16 protein-coding genes are annotated in these 16378 nt (G+C 71.4%); 8 read left to right on the forward strand and 8 right to left on the reverse strand.

What is annotated here, in order from left to right:
• Position 1: 1 nt before the first annotated feature.
• Both U870_RS0119470 and U870_RS0119475 read right to left on the reverse strand, forming a co-directional pair.
• The gene (locus U870_RS0119470; RefSeq protein WP_025159047.1) at positions 2–595 is read right to left on the reverse strand and encodes an ECF transporter S component; all 594 of its coding nucleotides are present in this window, start codon (positions 593–595) and stop codon (positions 2–4) included.
• Positions 596–659: 64 nt separating this feature from the next.
• Positions 660–2216 carry an amino acid permease gene (locus U870_RS0119475; RefSeq protein ID WP_025159048.1) on the reverse strand — a complete coding sequence of 519 codons (1557 nt, stop codon included), beginning with the start codon at positions 2214–2216 and terminating at the stop codon, positions 660–662.
• 164 nt (positions 2217–2380) lie between these two features.
• Between U870_RS0119475 and U870_RS0119480 the strand changes: the two genes are divergently transcribed.
• The gene (locus tag U870_RS0119480) at positions 2381–3385 is read left to right on the forward strand and encodes a Gfo/Idh/MocA family protein (protein WP_025159049.1); all 1005 of its coding nucleotides are present in this window, start codon (positions 2381–2383) and stop codon (positions 3383–3385) included.
• Between the two features lie 48 nt (positions 3386–3433).
• On the opposite strand, the gene U870_RS24695 is transcribed toward U870_RS0119480, so the two are convergent.
• From U870_RS24695 to U870_RS0119495, 3 genes are all read right to left on the reverse strand, one after another.
• Positions 3434–3982: a hypothetical protein gene (locus U870_RS24695; RefSeq protein ID WP_205288797.1), complete on the reverse strand. Its 549-nt coding sequence runs from the start codon at positions 3980–3982 to the stop codon at positions 3434–3436.
• Positions 3983–4091: 109 nt separating this feature from the next.
• Positions 4092–4955 (reverse strand): EamA family transporter, encoded by an 864-nt coding sequence (locus tag U870_RS0119490; RefSeq protein ID WP_025159051.1) that lies wholly within the window; start codon positions 4953–4955, stop codon positions 4092–4094.
• The gene (locus U870_RS0119495; protein ID WP_025159052.1) at positions 4955–5533 is read right to left on the reverse strand and encodes a dihydrofolate reductase family protein; all 579 of its coding nucleotides are present in this window, start codon (positions 5531–5533) and stop codon (positions 4955–4957) included. Before U870_RS0119495 ends, U870_RS0119490 begins: the two co-directional genes overlap by 1 nt.
• 95 nt (positions 5534–5628) lie before the next feature.
• Between U870_RS0119495 and recQ the strand changes: the two genes are divergently transcribed.
• Both recQ and U870_RS0119505 read left to right on the forward strand, forming a co-directional pair.
• Positions 5629–7638, forward strand: coding sequence for a DNA helicase RecQ (gene recQ / locus U870_RS0119500; RefSeq protein WP_025159053.1), 2010 nt, complete (start codon positions 5629–5631; stop codon positions 7636–7638).
• A 192-nt stretch (positions 7639–7830) separates the two neighbouring features.
• A complete protein-coding gene (locus U870_RS0119505; protein WP_025159054.1) occupies positions 7831–8274 on the forward strand; it encodes a DapH/DapD/GlmU-related protein in 444 nt (147 codons plus the stop codon).
• A 121-nt stretch (positions 8275–8395) separates the two neighbouring features.
• Here U870_RS0119505 and U870_RS0119510 read toward each other — a convergent pair whose 3' ends face one another.
• Both U870_RS0119510 and U870_RS0119515 read right to left on the reverse strand, forming a co-directional pair.
• A complete protein-coding gene (locus U870_RS0119510; protein ID WP_025159055.1) occupies positions 8396–8896 on the reverse strand; it encodes a hypothetical protein in 501 nt (166 codons plus the stop codon).
• Entirely contained in the window at positions 8889–9497 is a 609-nt protein-coding gene (locus U870_RS0119515; RefSeq protein WP_025159056.1) for an RNA polymerase sigma factor, read from the reverse strand. Before U870_RS0119515 ends, U870_RS0119510 begins: the two co-directional genes overlap by 8 nt.
• A 133-nt stretch (positions 9498–9630) precedes the next feature.
• Between U870_RS0119515 and U870_RS0119520 the strand changes: the two genes are divergently transcribed.
• From U870_RS0119520 to U870_RS0119540, 5 genes are all read left to right on the forward strand, one after another.
• A complete protein-coding gene (locus U870_RS0119520) occupies positions 9631–10236 on the forward strand; it encodes a hypothetical protein (RefSeq protein WP_025159057.1) in 606 nt (201 codons plus the stop codon).
• Positions 10237–10405: 169 nt separating this feature from the next.
• Positions 10406–12487 (forward strand): acyl-CoA dehydrogenase, encoded by a 2082-nt coding sequence (locus tag U870_RS0119525; RefSeq protein WP_025159058.1) that lies wholly within the window; start codon positions 10406–10408, stop codon positions 12485–12487.
• Positions 12488–12803: 316 nt separating this feature from the next.
• Positions 12804–13388 (forward strand): exosortase R, encoded by a 585-nt coding sequence (gene xrtR / locus U870_RS0119530; RefSeq protein WP_025159059.1) that lies wholly within the window; start codon positions 12804–12806, stop codon positions 13386–13388.
• On the forward strand, positions 13388–14722 hold the full coding sequence (locus U870_RS0119535) for a glycosyltransferase (RefSeq protein WP_025159060.1): 1335 nt from the start codon (positions 13388–13390) through the stop codon (positions 14720–14722). Before xrtR ends, U870_RS0119535 begins: the two co-directional genes overlap by 1 nt.
• A gap of 1 nt (position 14723) precedes the next feature.
• Positions 14724–15347, forward strand: coding sequence for a hypothetical protein (locus U870_RS0119540; protein WP_029947893.1), 624 nt, complete (start codon positions 14724–14726; stop codon positions 15345–15347).
• Here the strand turns inward: U870_RS0119540 and U870_RS0119545 are convergent.
• On the reverse strand, positions 15344–16327 hold the full coding sequence (locus U870_RS0119545) for a malate dehydrogenase (protein WP_025159062.1): 984 nt from the start codon (positions 16325–16327) through the stop codon (positions 15344–15346). The genes U870_RS0119540 and U870_RS0119545 overlap by 4 nt on opposite strands.
• Between the last annotated feature and the right edge of the window lie 51 nt (positions 16328–16378).

Here is a 16378-nt window from a genome sequence, read left to right on the forward strand (position 1 = left end):
CTCAGGCGGCCATCATCGGCAGCGGCCCGGCGTCGCCGCGTCGCGGGCGCACGATCGGCAGCTGGAGTCCGCGCCCGGCGCCGGTGCGGTCGAGCCCGGCGGCGACCAGTCGGCCGAGCCAGGTGAAGAGGATGGGGCTGACGACGAACAACCCGATGTGGACGACCTGGACCCACGGCTGGGCGAGGTCGGCTCCCTGCGCGATGAAGACCCCGACACCGAAGATGAGACCGGCGATGGTGACGGCCGTGTAGAACAGCCACGCCCTCCAGTACCGGTACAGGGTGATCGCGAACGGCACCTCCTGCAGCAGACCGATCGATCCGGCCGCCATGACCGCGGCGAAGCCGATGGGCTGGAACGGCACGGACACGAGCCCGGCGATCACCGACGTGATCAGCGCGACGCCGCCGCGACGCAGCAGCGCCTGCGCGATCACACCGGGCAGGAAGTACACCCCGATCACGGCTCCGTAGAACATCGGCGCCGCGGCGGCCAGCGTCCCCGAGACGTAGGCGGAGACCGAGAAGACGATGCCGCCGGCCACGCCGATGGCGGCGCAGGTGAGGAGCAGTCGGGTGCTGATGTTCTTCATGTCGCCTTCAGCCTAGAGAGGCAAGCCTTGCCTTACAAGCCGAGCGGGAGAGCGACGAGACGGTCTACCGTCGGTCGCGCGGGGGCTTCGGGCGCCGCCGGGCGGCGATCACGGGGTGGGCGCCCGTGTAGCCCTCCCGCTGCTGCGCGATCTCCAGGATCCGGCCGCGCTGCAGGTACCACCCGAGGATCAGCAGCGGGATGATCACGACCAGCGAGGCGACCGTCCAGGTGCCGGTCGGGTAGTCGAACGCCATCAGCACGAGCACGACGGCGAGGAACGCCAGTGTCAGGTACGCGGTGAACGGGGCGCCGAAGAGCCGGAAGGACGGCCGGGCCACGCGCCCCTGCAGCGACCAGCGGCGCAGCTGCATCTGGCACAGGATGATCATCGCCCAGCTCGTGATGATGCCCAGGGCGGCGACGTTCAGCACGATGTCGAACGCCTGCTTGGGCACCACCAGGTTGAGGAAGACGCCCAGCACGCCGATCGCGGCGGTGAGGAGGATGCCGCCGTAGGGGACGCCACGCGCGTTCATCCGCGCGGTGAACGCCGGGGCAGCACCCGTCTGCGCCATCGAGTGCAGGATGCGGCCGGTCGAGTACATGCCCGCGTTCAGGCTGGAGAGCGCAGCGGTCAGCACGACGAAGTTCATCACCGAGCCGATCACCGCGCTCAGCTGCGGGCCGCCGAGGTGGCTGAAGAACGTGACGAACGGGCTCTCGCTCGCGCTGTACGCGCTCGAGGGCAGGAGCAGGGCCAGCAGCAGCACGGAGCCGCAGTAGAAGACGGCGATGCGGAAGACGACGCTGTTGATGGCGCGCGGCATGATCTTCTCGGGATTCGCCGTCTCGCCCGCCGCGATGCCGACGAGCTCCACGCCGGCGTAGGCGAAGACCACGCCCTGCACCAGCACGATCGCCATCGCGATCGTCGCCACGCCGTGGGGGAGGAACCCGCCGTTCTCAGCGAGCATCGCGACCCCCGTCGGACCGAGATCGGTCGGCCAGCCCGCGGCCAGCACCACGATCCCGACGACCAGGAACGCCACCAGGGCGCCGACCTTGATCAGAGCGAACCAGAACTCCATCTCGCCGAACACCTTCACCGAGATCAGATTCAGACTGACCACGACGACCAGGGCGATGAGGGCGAGCAGCCACTGCGGCACCACCGTGAACAGGCTCCAGTACTTCACGTAGAGCGCAATCGCCGTGGAGTCGACGATCGCGGTCATCGCCCAGTTGAGGAAGTACATCCAGCCGGCGACGTAGGCCATCTTCTCGCCGAAGAACTCGCGCGCGTACGACACGAACGAGCCCGACGACGGCCGGTGCAGCACCAGCTCGCCGAGCGCGCGAAGAACCAGGAAGGCGAAGAACCCGCAGATCGCGTAGACGAAGACCAGCAGCGGTCCGCCCTGCTCGAGCCGGCCTCCCGCGCCGAGGAACAGCCCCGTGCCGATGGCGCCGCCGATGGCGATCATCTGCAGCTGCCGGGCGGACAGTCCCTTGTGGTAGCCCTCCTGCTCGCTCGCGAAGTCCTGGACCGCCTGGCTGACGTCGCCGAGATGCTCGCGGCGGTTCTCCAGATCGTCGGCCGGATCGTGCGGTGTGCTCATCGGCGCCCTCCCTGCTCGGCGACCCACGATACCCGCGGACGGGGGCCGACCGTGCCGTCTTCCGGCCCGGCGCCCGGATCCGCTCGGACGGGGGCTCCCGGGGCGGCCGGTGCGCTTTCGCGTACTGTGGGCCGGGTGTCCACCGCGACCGGCAAGGAGGCCCCATGACCGACCCGCTCTCGATCGCAGCGATCGGCTTCTGGCATGTGCACGCGAGCGACTACGCCACGGCGGCGCAGGAGCATCCCGGCACCCGGCTCGTCGCGGTGTGGGACGACGACCGCGACCGCGGTCGGGAGGCCGCCGCCGCGTACGGCGTCGAGTTCGCCGCCGACCTGGACGAGCTGCTGGCCCGGCCGGAGCTCGACGGAGTGACGATCACCACCGCGACGAACCGGCACCGGGACGTGATCCTGCGTGCGATCGCCGCGGGCAAGCACGTCTTCACCGAGAAGGTGCTGGCCGCGACCGTCGCCGAGGCGGAGGAGCTGATCTCCGCAGCGGCCGCGGCGCAGGTCGCGCTCGTGGTCTCGCTGCCGCGGCTGTACGACGGCTACACCCGCGCGATCGAGCGGCTGATCGACGCCGGGACGCTCGGCACCCTGGCCTCGACTCGCGTCCGTCTGGCGCACGACGGTTGGGCGGCGGGGTGGCTGCCCGAACGCTTCGGGGATCCGGAGGCCGCGCTCGGCGGCGCCTTCATCGACCTCGGCTGCCATCCCGTCTATCTGACCCGGCTGTTCCACCGTGCGGATCCGCTCACCGTGAGCGCGACCTACGGGCGCATCACGGGGCGCGCGGTCGAGGACCACGCGGTGGTCGTCGAGGGGTTCCCGGGCGGCGCGATCGGCGTGCTCGAGACCAGCGTCGTGGCCACGCCGCACGCCTTCACCATCGAGCTGCGCGGCACGGCGGCGAGCGCCGTCTACGACGGCGAGCGGCTGCTGCTGTCGACGGCGGGGGATGCGGACGGCGTCGACGGCGCCGCGACCGGCTGGACGGAACTCCCCGTCCCCGACGGCCTCCCCGGAGCCTTCGCCGAGTGGGTCGGCCGGATCCACGACGGCACGGTCGCCGAGGACAACCTGCGTCACGCTCTCGAGCTGACGCGCGTGGTCGAGGCGGCGAACTCATCGGCCAGCTCCGGCTGCGTCGTGCCGCTGCGCTGAACCGGGCGGCGGGCCGTCGGCCGGTCGTCGGCGGTCGTCCGCCTGGGGTCAGATCGGGGTGCCGCGGTTCCGTCCGGGTTTCTGGAGCAGGAGGTCGTCGTGCTCGCGGCGGCGGGCCTCCTCGACGAAGGCGAGGGCGGCGGCGGGGTCGGCCGTGAAGCGCGCGTGCTGCTCCCGGGTGAGCAGGTAGAACTCCTCGTAGTCGGCGACACCGGTGGTGACGGGGAACGAGGCGTAGGGCGCGCCGGACGCGTCGTCGATGCCGAGGGAGTAGCGGTGTTCCGGGGACACGAGGGTGTCGCGGGGCCGCAGCGGGGACGCGTCGTCGGCGTCGCGGAGCTTCTGCTCCAGCTCCGCGACCTCGAGCGCGAGCACATCGGCGGGCTGCGTCCGGAGCCGGCGCAGCTGCATCGTGAGGACGCCCCAGCTCGACATCGGATCGCAGTCGAGCAGCGCGGCGACCGCGTCCGCCGCCTCCTCGTCGCTCTCCGCATCCCGGATCACGGCCGCCACCTCGTCGAGGCGATCACGCGCCGCCCGCTGGGCGTGCAGAAGACGGAGCCGCTCGGTCGTGCGCCTGCGCGTCTCGGGATCCATCCCTCCACCGTATCCCGCGCCGCCGCCCGTCGAGACTCGGCACGAATGTGGGGAAAGGCGACGCGAGAGTCGACATTCGTGCCGAATGTGCGGCGGCACGCCGCTCAGGTCAGGCGGCGGCGAGCATGCCGGCCGCGCCCACGGCGAGAGCCAGACCGATCCACTGGACCGGGGCGATGCGCTCCCGCAGCACGATGGCCGCGAGCAGGATCGTCCCCGCCGGGTAGAGGGCGACGAGCACCGACATGGTCGAGAGGTCTCCCGCGCGGAGTCCGATCAGGATGAGCACGTTGGCCGACGCGTCCAGCGCGCCGCCGACCGCCGCCAGTCCGGTGCCCGACGCGGTGAAGCGGTCGCGGCCGGCTCCGCCGCCCGTCCGGGCCCGCAGCAGGACGATGCCGACCAGCGTCCACATGATCGCGCCGTTGACCGCGCGGTTGGCGATCAGGGGCACCACTCCCGAGTCGGCGGGTGTCTGGTCGAGCAGGATGAGGAACGCGCCGATGAAGACGCCCGCGCCGACCGCCATCAGCAGCGCCCGGCCGCTGGGACGGACGGCACCGCGCTCCGGCACGAAGCCGACCAGCACGACCGCGACCAGCGCCACCGCGAGCGCCGCATACCCGATCGGGGCGAACCGGTCCCCGCCGACCAGGCCCCAGGTGAGGGGCACGATCGCCGAGACGACGGCGGTCAGCGGCGACAGGATGCTCATCGGCCCGATCGCGAGGCACGCATAGAGGAGGAAGACGGCGACGGACCCGACGACGCCGGACAGCGCTCCCCAGCCGAGCGCTGGGGATGTCCATCCGCCGCCGACCAGGGGCAGCGCGATGAGCAGCAGGGCGAGTCCGCTGACGGCTCCGACCGCGGTCACCCGGAGCGCTCCGATGCGTCGGGCGGCCACACCGCCGACGAAGTCGGCGGACCCGTAGACCACAGCGCTGAGCAGGCCGAGGACGACGGCCGGCATCAGCTCCCGGCCAGACGGTAGACGTGGAGGACGGCGCCGCTGTCGAACCGTTCGAGTTCTGCCAGCTCGAACGTCCACTTCTCGCGGTCGTCGGGGAAGATCCGCCGGCCACCGCCGAGGAGCACCGGGTAGGTCAGCAGCCGCAGCTCGTCGACGAGTCCCCAGACCACGAGCGCGCGGACGAGGGAGGCGCTGCCCGCCACGAGGATGTCGCCCGTCCCGGCGTCGTCCTTCAGAGCGGCGACCGCGGCGCGCACGCTTCCCGTATCGCCGACGTCGAGCCGGGTGGCGTTCCACTCCAGCGGGTCGGTGCGGGAGGTGACCACGGTCTTGGACAGGCCGTTCATGCGGTCGGCGAACTCGCCGTCGCGCGGTGGCCAGGCTTCGGCGAACTGCTCGTAGGTGCGGCGACCGAGCAGGAGGGAGCCGGCGTCGCGCACCTCCTGCAGCTTGGCCGCCTGCAACGCATCGGTGGCGAAGGGGAAGGTCCAGCCGCTGTGCGGGTGGGTCGGCTCGCCGCCGGGGGCCTCGACGACGCCGTCGAGCGACATGAACTCGGTGACGATGAGCCGACGCATGCCGCGATCGTACCGGAGGGCTGTGGAGGGCGGCGAGTGTCCACAGATCGCCGCCCGGCGGGCTGACGGTCAGGAGTCGTCGTTACGATCGGGGGATGAGTTGGAACGCCTGGGAGCCGGACGATCGCGACGCGCCTCCGCTGGAGGAGGAGCCGCCGCTGCCCGACTTCGGCGACGACCCGTATGCGGACGTGCCGTTCGACGCGGCGCCGTCCGACGGCGTCCCGGCCACCGGCCGCGCACCCGGCACCGCTTCGGTCGCCCCGACGCGACCGCCGGCCGTCACCGCGTCGCGGTTCGACACTCCGGCCGAGGCTCTGCGCACGGTGTTCGGGTACGACAGCTTCCGCGGGCAGCAGGCGCAGATCATCGATCAGGTGGTCGCCGGCGGCGACGCCGTCGTGCTGATGCCGACCGGTGGCGGCAAGAGCCTCTGCTACCAGATCCCGTCGCTGGTGCGGGAGGGGACCGGTGTCGTCGTCTCGCCGCTCATCGCCCTGATGCAGGACCAGGTCGACGCCCTCATCGCCGTCGGCGTGCGGGCCGCCTTCCTCAACTCCACCCAGGATCCGCAGCAGCGTGCGGCCGTGGAGCGCGACTACCTCGCCGGAGCGCTCGACATCCTCTACGTCGCTCCCGAGCGGCTCTCGTCGGAGGCGACCAAGCGGTTCCTGGAGCGCGGGCGCATCGCGCTCTTCGCGATCGACGAGGCCCACTGCGTCTCGCAGTGGGGGCACGACTTCCGCCCCGACTACCTGGCGTTGTCCGAGCTGGCCGACCGGTGGCCCGACGTGCCGCGCATCGCTCTGACGGCCACCGCGACCGATGCGACCCACCGCGAGATCACCTCGCGGCTGCGGCTCGAGCAGGCCCAGCACTTCGTCGCCGACTTCGACCGGCCGAACATCCAGTACCGCATCGTGCCGAAGGTGGAGGCGCGCAAGCAGCTGCTCGACTTCATCACGGTCGAGCACCCCGGCGAGGCCGGCATCGTCTACGCCCTCTCGCGCAACTCGGTCGAGCGCACGGCCGAGTTCCTCGCGGCCCGCGGCCTCACCGCGCTGCCCTACCACGCCGGTCTCGACGCGGGGCTGCGGGCCCGCACGCAGGCACGCTTCCTGCGCGAGGAGGGCGTGATCGTCGTCGCGACCATCGCGTTCGGCATGGGCATCGACAAGCCCGACGTCCGGTTCGTCGCCCACATCGACCTGCCCAAGTCGGTCGAGGGCTACTACCAGGAGACGGGCCGTGCCGGTCGCGACGGCCTCCCCTCGACCGCCTGGCTGGCCTACGGCCTGCAGGACGTCGTGCAGCAGCGCCGCATGATCGACGACTCCCCGGGCGACCTCGCGCATCGGCGCCGCCTGACCCAGCACCTGGACGCCATGCTCGCCCTCTGCGAGACCGTCCAGTGCCGGCGGGTGAACCTGCTCGGCTACTTCGGTCAGCGCTCCGAGCCGTGCGGCAACTGCGACACCTGCCTCACCCCGCCGGAGAGCTGGGACGGGACGGTCCCCGCGCAGAAGCTGCTCTCGACCGTCGTCCGCCTGTCGCGCGAGCGCAACCAACGCTTCGGCGCCGGTCATCTCGTCGACATCCTGCGCGGCAAGCGCACGCCGCGGGTCGACCAGTACGGCCACGACGCCCTCGCCACCTGGGGGATCGGTGCCGATCTCTCCGAGAGCCAGTGGCGCGGGGTGGTGCGCCAGCTGATCGCGCAGGAGCTGCTCGCGCCCGAGGGGGAGTACGGCGTGCTCGTCCTCACGCCCGAGAGTTCCGCCGTCCTCGCGGGCGAGCGCCCGGTCATCCTGCGCCGGGAGCCCGAGCGACCCGAGCGCGCGAGCCGCTCCTCCCGCAGCGTCGCCCCGGCCGATGTCTCGCCCACCGACCTGCCGTTGTTCGAGGCCCTGCGCTCCTGGCGGGCCGGCGAGGCGAAGACGCAGGGCGTCCCCGCGTACATCGTCTTCGGGGACGCCACCCTGCGCGCGGTCGCCTCCGCCCGTCCGGCGAGCCTCGGCGACCTCGACGGCATCAGCGGCATCGGGGCCAAGAAGCGGGAGGCCTACGGCCAGGCCCTCCTGGAGGTCGTCGCAGCCGAGGAGTGACCGCCGCGCCGATCCGGTGCCGGGTTCCGAGCGGATCGGAACCCGGCTCCCTGCTGTCTCCCACCTGATCCCCTGGTCTCGACGCGGTCGCAGGCGTACGGTGGCCGTTCTCGGGGACGATCAGGGAATCTTCTCGCGTCCCCTGGTGTTGTACAGATGTTCGGATACGCGACGATCTCGAAGGAGGAGACGATGGCACGGATGATCGAAGAGCTCGAGGACGAGACCGGCGCAGTGATCAGGTATCGGCGGCACGCCAACGGCCGGGGGCTGGTGGCTCCCACCGCGCGAGTCGCGGAGTCGGCGTACATCGAGCCGACCGCCTACATCGAGGCGGATGCTCGCGTCGGTCTCGACGCCTATGTCGGCGCGGGCAGCTGGATCGACCGGGGTGCCACCATCGGCGACCGCACCTTCGTGGGCGCGAACGTCCACATCGGCGCGGGCACGGTGGTCGGCAGCAACGCCAAGATCGGCAGCAACGCCAAGATCGGCGAGAACACGATGATCGGCAACGGCGCACGCATCGAGCGCGACGCCCAGCTGACCTCCGGCAGCGTGCTCACCGGTCGGGACGCCGCCCCGGCTCGGTCCGCCCTGCGGGCCGCGCCGCGCCCGTCCCGTCGCGCGGCCTGAACAGCCGCCGGGACCCCGGCAGGCGGCACCCAAGACCAGAAGGGCACGACTCCCCGTCGCGACACGCGATGCGGGGCCGTGCCCTTCGGCGTTCTCCCGTGGCGGGCGGCCACGGCGCGGGTCACTCGTGCGGGACCGCGAGCCCCAGCCGTGAGCAGAGCTCGGCAAGCGCGAGTTCCGAGGGGAATGTGGCCAGGCGGCCGTCCGGCAGCTGGCACGTCTCCAGCGCGGGCACCGGCTGGTCCTCGGTGACCACCTTCCCCAGGAACGCGCCGGTGCGCCAGCTCGCGGCGCACATGTCCTCGGCCAGCGCGACGCGTTCGGCGAGGGGCGTCGGCGTCTTCTCGTCGAGGTCGCCGGGCAGGTAGAGCGAGGTGCCGTGCTGGGAGCCGAGGTCGGCGGCGGCGTAGCAGTCGGCCGTGTAGTCGATCTGGCCCTGGCTCGCCCGGGCGACGGCGACCGCCCCGGCGGTCGTCCCGGCGACGAGGGCGCCGGCGATGCCGATCGCGGCCCAGCGGTGTCGTCGGGTGCGTCGCCGGTCGTCTGCGGCGATCGTGTCGAGGAGGCGGCCCTTCAGCTCCTCGAAGCCGGCGGCGTCCGGGAGCAGACTGCGGTCAGTCATGGGTCCCCCTGAGAGTCTGGAGTTCGGACCGGAGGCGGGCGCGCAGGCGGCTGAGCCGGTTGCGCACCGCTCCGGTGCTGATGCCGGCGGCGAGCGCGGCGTCCTCGTAGCTGGCATCCCCCCGGATACACAGCTCGAAGATGGTCCGATCGGGTTCGGGGAGGCGTGCGGCGGCGGCCTCGACCAGCGCCAGCAGCTGCGCGCGTTCGGTCGCCTCGTCCGGACCCGGTGCGGTGTCGGGCACGGTGTCGTCGACAGGCGTGTCCGTGCGGCGACGCGCGGCGGCCTGATTGGACCGCCGCTTGTTCAGGATGAGGTTGCGGCAGGTCACCAGCAGCCAGGGGAGTGCCGACTCGCCGACGATCTCCAGGGTCGCGCGTCGGCGCCACAGGGTGACGAAGACGTCCTGGCTGATCTCCTCCACATCGTCCCTGGCCGTCAGGCGCGCGGCGGTGTAGGCGTAGACGATGCGGCTGTGCCGGTCGTAGAGGGCAGAGAAGGCGCTCTTGCTCCCGTCGGCGAGGTCGTGCAGCAGAGCGACGTCCGACGCGTCGGGCGCGACCGCGCCCTCGGCGTCGGTCTCGTTGGCGAGATCGCTCATGACTAGGGAATGTGCCTCCTGGGCCGATCCTCTCAGGATCAGTGCGCGCACCGTTGTCGCCCTCGTGGGGCGTCGGGAGAATGGGCGGGTGCCGAAACCCGTCGGCACCATTCACCCTCCTGGGGGACCCGAGATGACCCGACCCGACTCCCTTTCGCGCGCCCGCGCGCGCCGCCTGCTCCTCCCCGGCCTCGCCGCCGTCGCGCTCGCGGCGGCCCCGTTGGCGATGGCCGGCGTCGCGAACGCCTCCACCGAACCGGCGCGCTCGTGCTCGTACGACATCGGCACGGCCTCGCTCGTCTGCGTGGACGCCGGTCAGGATCTGAACGCCGCGGTCCTCGCGGAGCAGCACCTCGCCGTCGCCGAGGACGGCGCGGGCGCCCCGGTCCCCGCCGAGGCGCCGAGCGCGGACGGCGGGGCCACCGCCTCGCGCGCGGCCCGGCCCGCGGCAGCGCAAGCGACGTACGTGCAGTCGCGGCTGTACGACGATGCCGGCTACGGCGGCGCGTACTTCCAGATCACGAACTCCGCCGCGTGCAACGGGAGCACCGTCTACCAGTTCGGGCCGCTCAGCTCCGTGGGCTGGTCCGGCCGCGTCAGCTCGTTCCAGAGCTTCTCGTCCTGCACCACCAAGCTGTGGTCGGGGGCGTCGTACAACGGGTCCAGCTACGGGTACGCGACGAACGCGTCCAGCGTCGGCTCGATGAACGACCTCGCCAACTCGGTGAGCATCCGCTAGCGTCCGAGTGGTCGCGGATCCTCCAATCGCGGGGCATCGGATTTGGAGGATCCCACAGCCGGGCGGCGGGAGGCGCCGCTCCCTTTTGTAGGCGGCCGACCGACCGTTTCCACTTCCCCGGGCACGGACGTACGGTGGCATCGACCCCGAGAGAATCGAAGAGGAACTCATGGTTGACACTGCCGAGCGCGTCCCGACCGCCACTCCCGCCACCGTCTCAGCGCCCGCGCCCGCCGCGGGCGCTGCTCCGCGCGTCGACGTCGAGGCGCTGGGCCGTCAGCTGCTCGGCGACTGGGCCGAGGCGCGTCTGGCCTCGCGCGAGCTGTCCGCCCGTCCCGACATGCAGAAGGTGGAGGGGCTCTCGGTCGCCGACCACCGCAAGCGCGTCTTCGGGCAGCTGGGCCTGCTGGTCGAGAACGGGCAGGTGCACCGCGCCTTCCCGACATCCGTCGGCGGCCTCGACGACCACGGCGGCAACATCGCTGCGTTCGAGGAGCTGGTGACCGCCGACCCGTCGCTGCAGATCAAGTCCGGTGTCCAATGGGGACTGTTCGGCGCGGCCGTGCTGCACCTCGGCACCGCACCGCACCACGAGAAGTACCTGCCCGGGATCATGTCGCTCGCCGTGCCCGGCGCCTTCGCCATGACCGAGACGGGCCACGGCTCCGACGTCGCCAGCATCGCGACCACGGCCACCTACGACCCGGAGACGCAGGAGTTCGTCCTGGACACCCCGTTCCGCGGCGCCTGGAAGGACTACCTCGGCAACGCCGCGGTGGACGCGACCGCCGCCGTGGTGTTCGCGCAGTTGATCACGCGGAACGTCAACCACGGAGTGCACGCCTTCTATGTGCCGATCAGGGACGCCGACGGCGCTTTCCTGGACGGCGTGGGAGGCGAGGACGACGGTCAGAAGGGCGGGCTCAACGGCATCGACAACGGCCGCCTGCACTTCACCGGCGTGCGGATCCCGCGCACCGATCTGCTCAACCGGTACGGCGACGTCGCCGAGGACGGCACGTACACCTCGCCGATCCAGAGCCCCGGCCGCCGCTTCTTCACCATGCTCGGGACCCTCGTGCAGGGCCGGGTGTCGCTCGACGGCTCCGCGACGATCGCGGCGAAGCTCGGACTGAAGATCGCGCTCACGTACGCGAACGAGCGCCGCCAGTTCACCGCGGGCAGCGACGCGGACGAGGAGGTGCTGCTCGACTACCAGCGCCATCAGCGCCGGCTGCTCCCGTTGCTCGCCACCACGTACGCGGCGAGTTTCGCGCACGAGGTGTTCCTGCACAAGTTCGACGACGTGTTCAGCGGCCGCGCCACGACGGACGACGACCGGCAGGACCTCGAGACGATCGCCGCGGCGCTCAAGCCGCTCAGCACCTGGCACGCGCTCGACACCCTGCAGGAGGCACGGGAGGCGTGCGGCGGCTCGGGCTTCCTCACCGAGAACCGGATCACCTCCCTCCGGCAGGACCTCGACATCTGGGTCACCTTCGAGGGCGACAACAACGTGCTGCTGCAGCTGGTCGCGAAGCGCCTGCTGACCGACTACAGCCGGAAGTTCGCCAAGGCGGACGCCGGAGCGCTCGCCCGCTACGTCGTGACGCACGCCGCCGATCGCGCCTACCACGGCAGCGGCCTGCGTTCGGTGGCCCAGACCGTGCGCGACTTCGGCTCGACGGCGCGCTCGGTCAACTGGCTCCAGGAGCCGGCGACTCAGCGCGAACTGCTCACCGATCGTGTCGAGACGATGATCGGCGAGATCGCCGGACGCCTCCGCCCCGTGTCCAAGCTGAGCAAGAAGGCCGCAGCGGAGCTGTTCAACTCCCAGCAGAACGAGCTCATCGAGGCCGCCAGGGCGCACGGCGAGCTGCTGCAGTGGGAGGCGTTCACCGAGGCCCTGGAGCAGGCGCCCGACGCCGGCACCAAGCAGGTGCTCACCTGGCTGCGCGACCTCTTCGGGTTCGGGCTGATCGAGAAGCACCTGGCCTGGTACCTGATCAACGGCCGGCTGTCCCCGCAGCGCGCCCAGGCCGTCACGGCCTACATCGACCGCCTGCTCGCCCGCATCCGTCCCCACGCCGTCGACCTCGTCGATGCGTTCGGCTACGGACCGGAGCTGGTGCGGGCGAAGATCGCCACCGGCGCGGAGGGCGAGCGGCAGGCCGAGGCCCGCGCCTACTTCGCCGAGCGCCGTGCTGCGGGCACGCTGCCGCAGCAGGAGAAGAGCCAGAAGAAGCGCTGAGCCGCCGGGCCGTTCGCGGCCCGAGGAACCAGGAGGCGGGAGACCCGGCAGGAGCGGGTCTCCCGCCTCTGTGCTGCCCGGTGCCCGATCGCAGCTTCGTCGCGTGCGGGCGGCCGCGATGCGGCCAGCGCGCGAGCGATCACCGGAACGGAGGCGACCGGATACGGAGATGTCGCGCGCTCGTCACCGCAATCGGGTCGATCTCTGCGGCCCTGATAGGAGGGCGCCCTCAGTCTTGATGGTGGTACCGAGACGCCCTGCCCGGACGACGTCACGCACCGCCCACCCGGAGATCTGACCCGAGGAGATCGACATCATGACGACCGCTGCACCCACGAGACGCGACATCGCCCGAGGCGCCGCGCAGGACAAGCACGACAAGCAGGGCCGATACATCCGGATCCTCATCGCGCTGCTGCTCGCCGGACTCGGCGGGTCCCTCATCGCCATCGAGCGCGCGTCGCGCGGCATCGAGGTGATCGTGTCCACCTGGCTGCTCCCGCTGCTCTTCGCCGGAGACGCCGTGCCCGCGCGTACCCGGGGCAATCCCTCCGTCGCCTTCGAGACCGGAGGCCACTGGTACGCGCTCATCATCACCCCGGAGTGCTCGATCGGGTTCTACGTCGCCGCGATCGTCTTCCTCGGCGCTGCGCTGACCCTCGTGCAGCGCTTCCGCCTGTCGAGGATCTTCCTCGCGGTGGGAATCTCGGCGCTCGGACTCGTCCTGCTCAACCAGGTCAGGATCGCCGGGCTCGCCTTCCTGCTCTCCCACTACGGGCACGACGCCTTCGACTGGGCGCACAGCATCGGCGGCAGCTTCCTGATGATGGCCGGCCTGACAGGATGCCTCGCCCTGCTCTTCGTCCTCGTGGTCCGAGGGAGCCGGAAGGCCGTGCGCTGATGGAGCTCGCGATCGCGATCACGAGCACCGTCTCCGCGGTGGTCATCAGCCTGTCGCTGGTGTACTTCCTCGGCGCGATGGGAGCCGGCCTCCACGAGATCAAGAAGGCGAAGGCGTGGCTCGGCGTTCAAGGCGCCACCCGGTACGAGGACCCCTACCTCGACTCCCCGGACTCGTTCGACATCTACTTCCTGGTGCCGTGCCTCAACGAGGAGGCGGTGATCGGCCCGACGGCGAAGGCCCTGGCCGGCAACGACCGCTCGACGACGATCGTCATCGACGACGCGTCCGAAGACGCGACCGCCGAGATCGCCGCGCGTGAGGGCGGCGCGAACGTCATCGTCCTCTCCCGCCACCTTCCCAACGCCCGCACGGGCAAGGGCGAGGCGCTGAACGACGCCTACGCGCTCGTCCGCCGCCTCGTGAAGGAACGTGGGCAGGACCCGGAGCGCGTGCTCATCTGCGTCATGGACGCGGACGGCCGGCTCTCCGACGGTGCGCTCTCGCACGTCCTGCCGCTGTTCGAGAACCCGAAGGTCGGTGGTGCGCAGCTGGCCGTCCGGATCCGGAACCGGGAGAAGAACTTCCTGACCCGGTTCCAGGACTTCCAGTTCTGGGCGATGTCGGCGATCACCCAGTTCGGTCGGCGCAAGACCGGGACGGTGAGCCTGGGCGGCAACGGCCAGTTCACCAGGATGTCGGCCCTGGAACAGCTCGACGGCATGCCCTGGTCCGCGTCACTGACCGAGGACCTGGACCTGGCGCTCTCCCTCTTGACGAAGGGCTGGACGCTCGAGACGACCCCGTTCGCCTCGGTGGACCAGCAGGGCGTCGAGTCGCTCCGGCGCTTGATCGTCCAGCGCCGCCGGTGGTACCAGGGGCACATGACCGCGGGGTCGCGCATCGTCGGCGTCTGGCGCAATCCGTCGCTGAACAATGCGAAGGCGCTGGAGGTGTCCGCCTACCTCGCCGTTCCGTGGCTGTTCGACCTGCCGTGGTCGATCCTGTTCCACTGGACCCTGTTCCTGACGATCGTCCGGGCCCCCGACATGTTCTCGTTCGTCAACAGCTCGGTCATGCTGCTTCTGGCGTTGATGCTCTGGTACCTGATCACGTTCGCACCGGCCATCTTCACGACGATCGTCTATCTGCGACGCGATCAGCGGATCAGTCTCGGCTGGGCGATCGCGATGGGCCATGCGTTCGTCGTGATGAACTACCTCTCCTTCATCTGCGCCTGGGGCGCGCTCTACCGGATGATCCGCGGGCGCACGGGGTGGGACAAGACCAAGCGCATCGTCGAATCGACGCCCGACCTCGCCCCGGCGGCGTGAGATGAGGACGCGCACGCGCTGGGCAGGCCGCCTCGTGTCGGCCGTGGTCGCGGTCGGGATCCTCATCTCCTCCGCCACGGCAGCGTCCGGCACGGCGCCATCCGCACGCTCGCCGTACCGGGCGGTCGCCATCACGACGCCCGGCAGCGCCGACCGGGTGACGTCGAAAACGCCCCGCTTCGCCGGCACCGGGGAGCCGGGTGCCAACGTCGTCGTCCGCGACACGGACGACACGGTCCTCTGCGCCACACGGGTGGGCTCCGGCGGCTGGTCCTGCGAGTCCATCGTGGAGATGGGCGACGGGCGAACCACCGCGATCGCGACCCAGACCGCCTGGGGGTACGAGAGCAGAGCGACGGTCGGCTTCACCGTGGCCTTCGTGCCGGAACCGTTCTTCGTGCGCTGGATCCCGACGGCGATCGGGGTGGGGATCGCCGCGATGCTCCTGCTCGGGCTCGTCGTCCTCATGATCCGGCGGGCGCGCCGCAGACGAGCCGCGGTCGTCACCGACGACCGCGGGGTGCCGGCGGCCTCCGAGCCGCAACCGTCGCCCCGCCGTGCCGCGCGGGCGGTCGGCGATGGAAGGCAGGGCGCGGACGCGGTCGGCGCGGACGCGGCAGGCTAGAGCAGGCCCAGCGACCGCACCGCGTCCCGCTCCTCGACGAGCTCGGCGACGGACGCATCGATCCGGGTACGAGAGAACGCGTCGATCGAGAGACCGTCGACGATGCGCCACGCGCCGTCGACCGCCTGGACCGGGAACGAGGAGATCAGGCCGGCCGGGACGCCGTAGCTGCCGTCCGAGACGAGGGCGGCGGAGGTCCAGCGGTCCCCGGTGCCGTTCATCCAGTCGTGCACGTGGTCGATGGCGGCGCTCGCCGCCGAGGCCGCGCTCGAGGAACCGCGCACCTGGATGATCTCGGCGCCGCGCTTCGCGACCCGCGGGATGAACTCGTCGGCCAGCCAGCGCTCGTCCACCAGCTCGGTGGCGGGACGGCCGTCGACGGTCGCGTGGCTGAGATCCGGGTACTGGCTCGCGGAATGGTTGCCCCAGATGATGACGCGCTCGATGGCGGAGACCGGGACCTCCAGCTTCGCGGCGAGCTGGGCGACGGCGCGGTTGTGGTCCAGACGCGTCATCGCCGTGAAGCGCTCGACCGGTACATCGGGCGCATGCGCGCTCGCGATGAGGGCATTGGTGTTCGCCGGGTTGCCCACAACGAGCACCCGGATGTCGTCCGCCGCGCCGGCGTTGATAGCGGCGCCCTGCGGGCCGAAGATGGCCCCGTTGGCCTCCAGCAGGTCGGCCCGCTCCATCCCCGCGCCCCGCGGGCGGGCGCCGACCAGCAGCGCGACGTTGGCACCGTCGAAGGCCGCGTTCGCGTCTTCGGTCACGTCGATGGACCGCAGCAGCGGGAACGCGCCGTCCTGCACTTCCAGCGCCGTGCCCTCGGCGGCCGGGCGTCCGGCCGGGATCTCGAGCAGACGCAGTCGCACCGGCACATCGGGCCCGAGCAGCTGCCCGGAGGCGATGCGGAACAGCAGGGCGTAGCCGATCTGGCCGCCGGCTCCGGTGAGGGTGACGGTGACGGGGGAGGTGCTCATGGTGCGAGCCTAGCCCGCACTCCGCCGCTCGAGAGGGGCGGATCCCGGCGA

The sequence above is a fragment of the Leifsonia aquatica H1aii genome (assembly GCF_000633535.1).
Lineage (GTDB): Bacteria > Actinomycetota > Actinomycetes > Actinomycetales > Microbacteriaceae > Leifsonia > Leifsonia aquatica_A.

Excerpts from the sequence above, each read along its gene's own strand:
- U870_RS0119470 (WP_025159047.1), bottom strand. The coding sequence starts at position 595 with ATGAAGAACATCAGCACCCGACTGCTCCTCACCTGCGCCGCCATCGGC.
- U870_RS0119535 (WP_025159060.1), top strand. The coding sequence starts at position 13,388 with ATGGAGCTCGCGATCGCGATCACGAGCACCGTCTCCGCGGTGGTCATC.
- U870_RS0119475 (WP_025159048.1), bottom strand. The coding sequence starts at position 2,216 with ATGAGCACACCGCACGATCCGGCCGACGATCTGGAGAACCGCCGCGAG.
- U870_RS0119520 (WP_025159057.1), top strand. The coding sequence starts at position 9,631 with ATGACCCGACCCGACTCCCTTTCGCGCGCCCGCGCGCGCCGCCTGCTC.
- U870_RS0119515 (WP_025159056.1), bottom strand. The coding sequence starts at position 9,497 with ATGAGCGATCTCGCCAACGAGACCGACGCCGAGGGCGCGGTCGCGCCC.
- U870_RS0119505 (WP_025159054.1), top strand. The coding sequence starts at position 7,831 with ATGGCACGGATGATCGAAGAGCTCGAGGACGAGACCGGCGCAGTGATC.
- U870_RS0119525 (WP_025159058.1), top strand. The coding sequence starts at position 10,406 with ATGGTTGACACTGCCGAGCGCGTCCCGACCGCCACTCCCGCCACCGTC.
- U870_RS0119540 (WP_029947893.1), top strand. The coding sequence starts at position 14,724 with ATGAGGACGCGCACGCGCTGGGCAGGCCGCCTCGTGTCGGCCGTGGTC.
- recQ (WP_025159053.1), top strand. The coding sequence starts at position 5,629 with ATGAGTTGGAACGCCTGGGAGCCGGACGATCGCGACGCGCCTCCGCTG.
- U870_RS0119510 (WP_025159055.1), bottom strand. The coding sequence starts at position 8,896 with ATGACTGACCGCAGTCTGCTCCCGGACGCCGCCGGCTTCGAGGAGCTG.
- U870_RS0119545 (WP_025159062.1), bottom strand. The coding sequence starts at position 16,327 with ATGAGCACCTCCCCCGTCACCGTCACCCTCACCGGAGCCGGCGGCCAG.
- U870_RS0119490 (WP_025159051.1), bottom strand. The coding sequence starts at position 4,955 with ATGCCGGCCGTCGTCCTCGGCCTGCTCAGCGCTGTGGTCTACGGGTCC.
- U870_RS0119480 (WP_025159049.1), top strand. The coding sequence starts at position 2,381 with ATGACCGACCCGCTCTCGATCGCAGCGATCGGCTTCTGGCATGTGCAC.
- xrtR (WP_025159059.1), top strand. The coding sequence starts at position 12,804 with ATGACGACCGCTGCACCCACGAGACGCGACATCGCCCGAGGCGCCGCG.
- U870_RS0119495 (WP_025159052.1), bottom strand. The coding sequence starts at position 5,533 with ATGCGTCGGCTCATCGTCACCGAGTTCATGTCGCTCGACGGCGTCGTC.
- U870_RS24695 (WP_205288797.1), bottom strand. The coding sequence starts at position 3,982 with ATGGATCCCGAGACGCGCAGGCGCACGACCGAGCGGCTCCGTCTTCTG.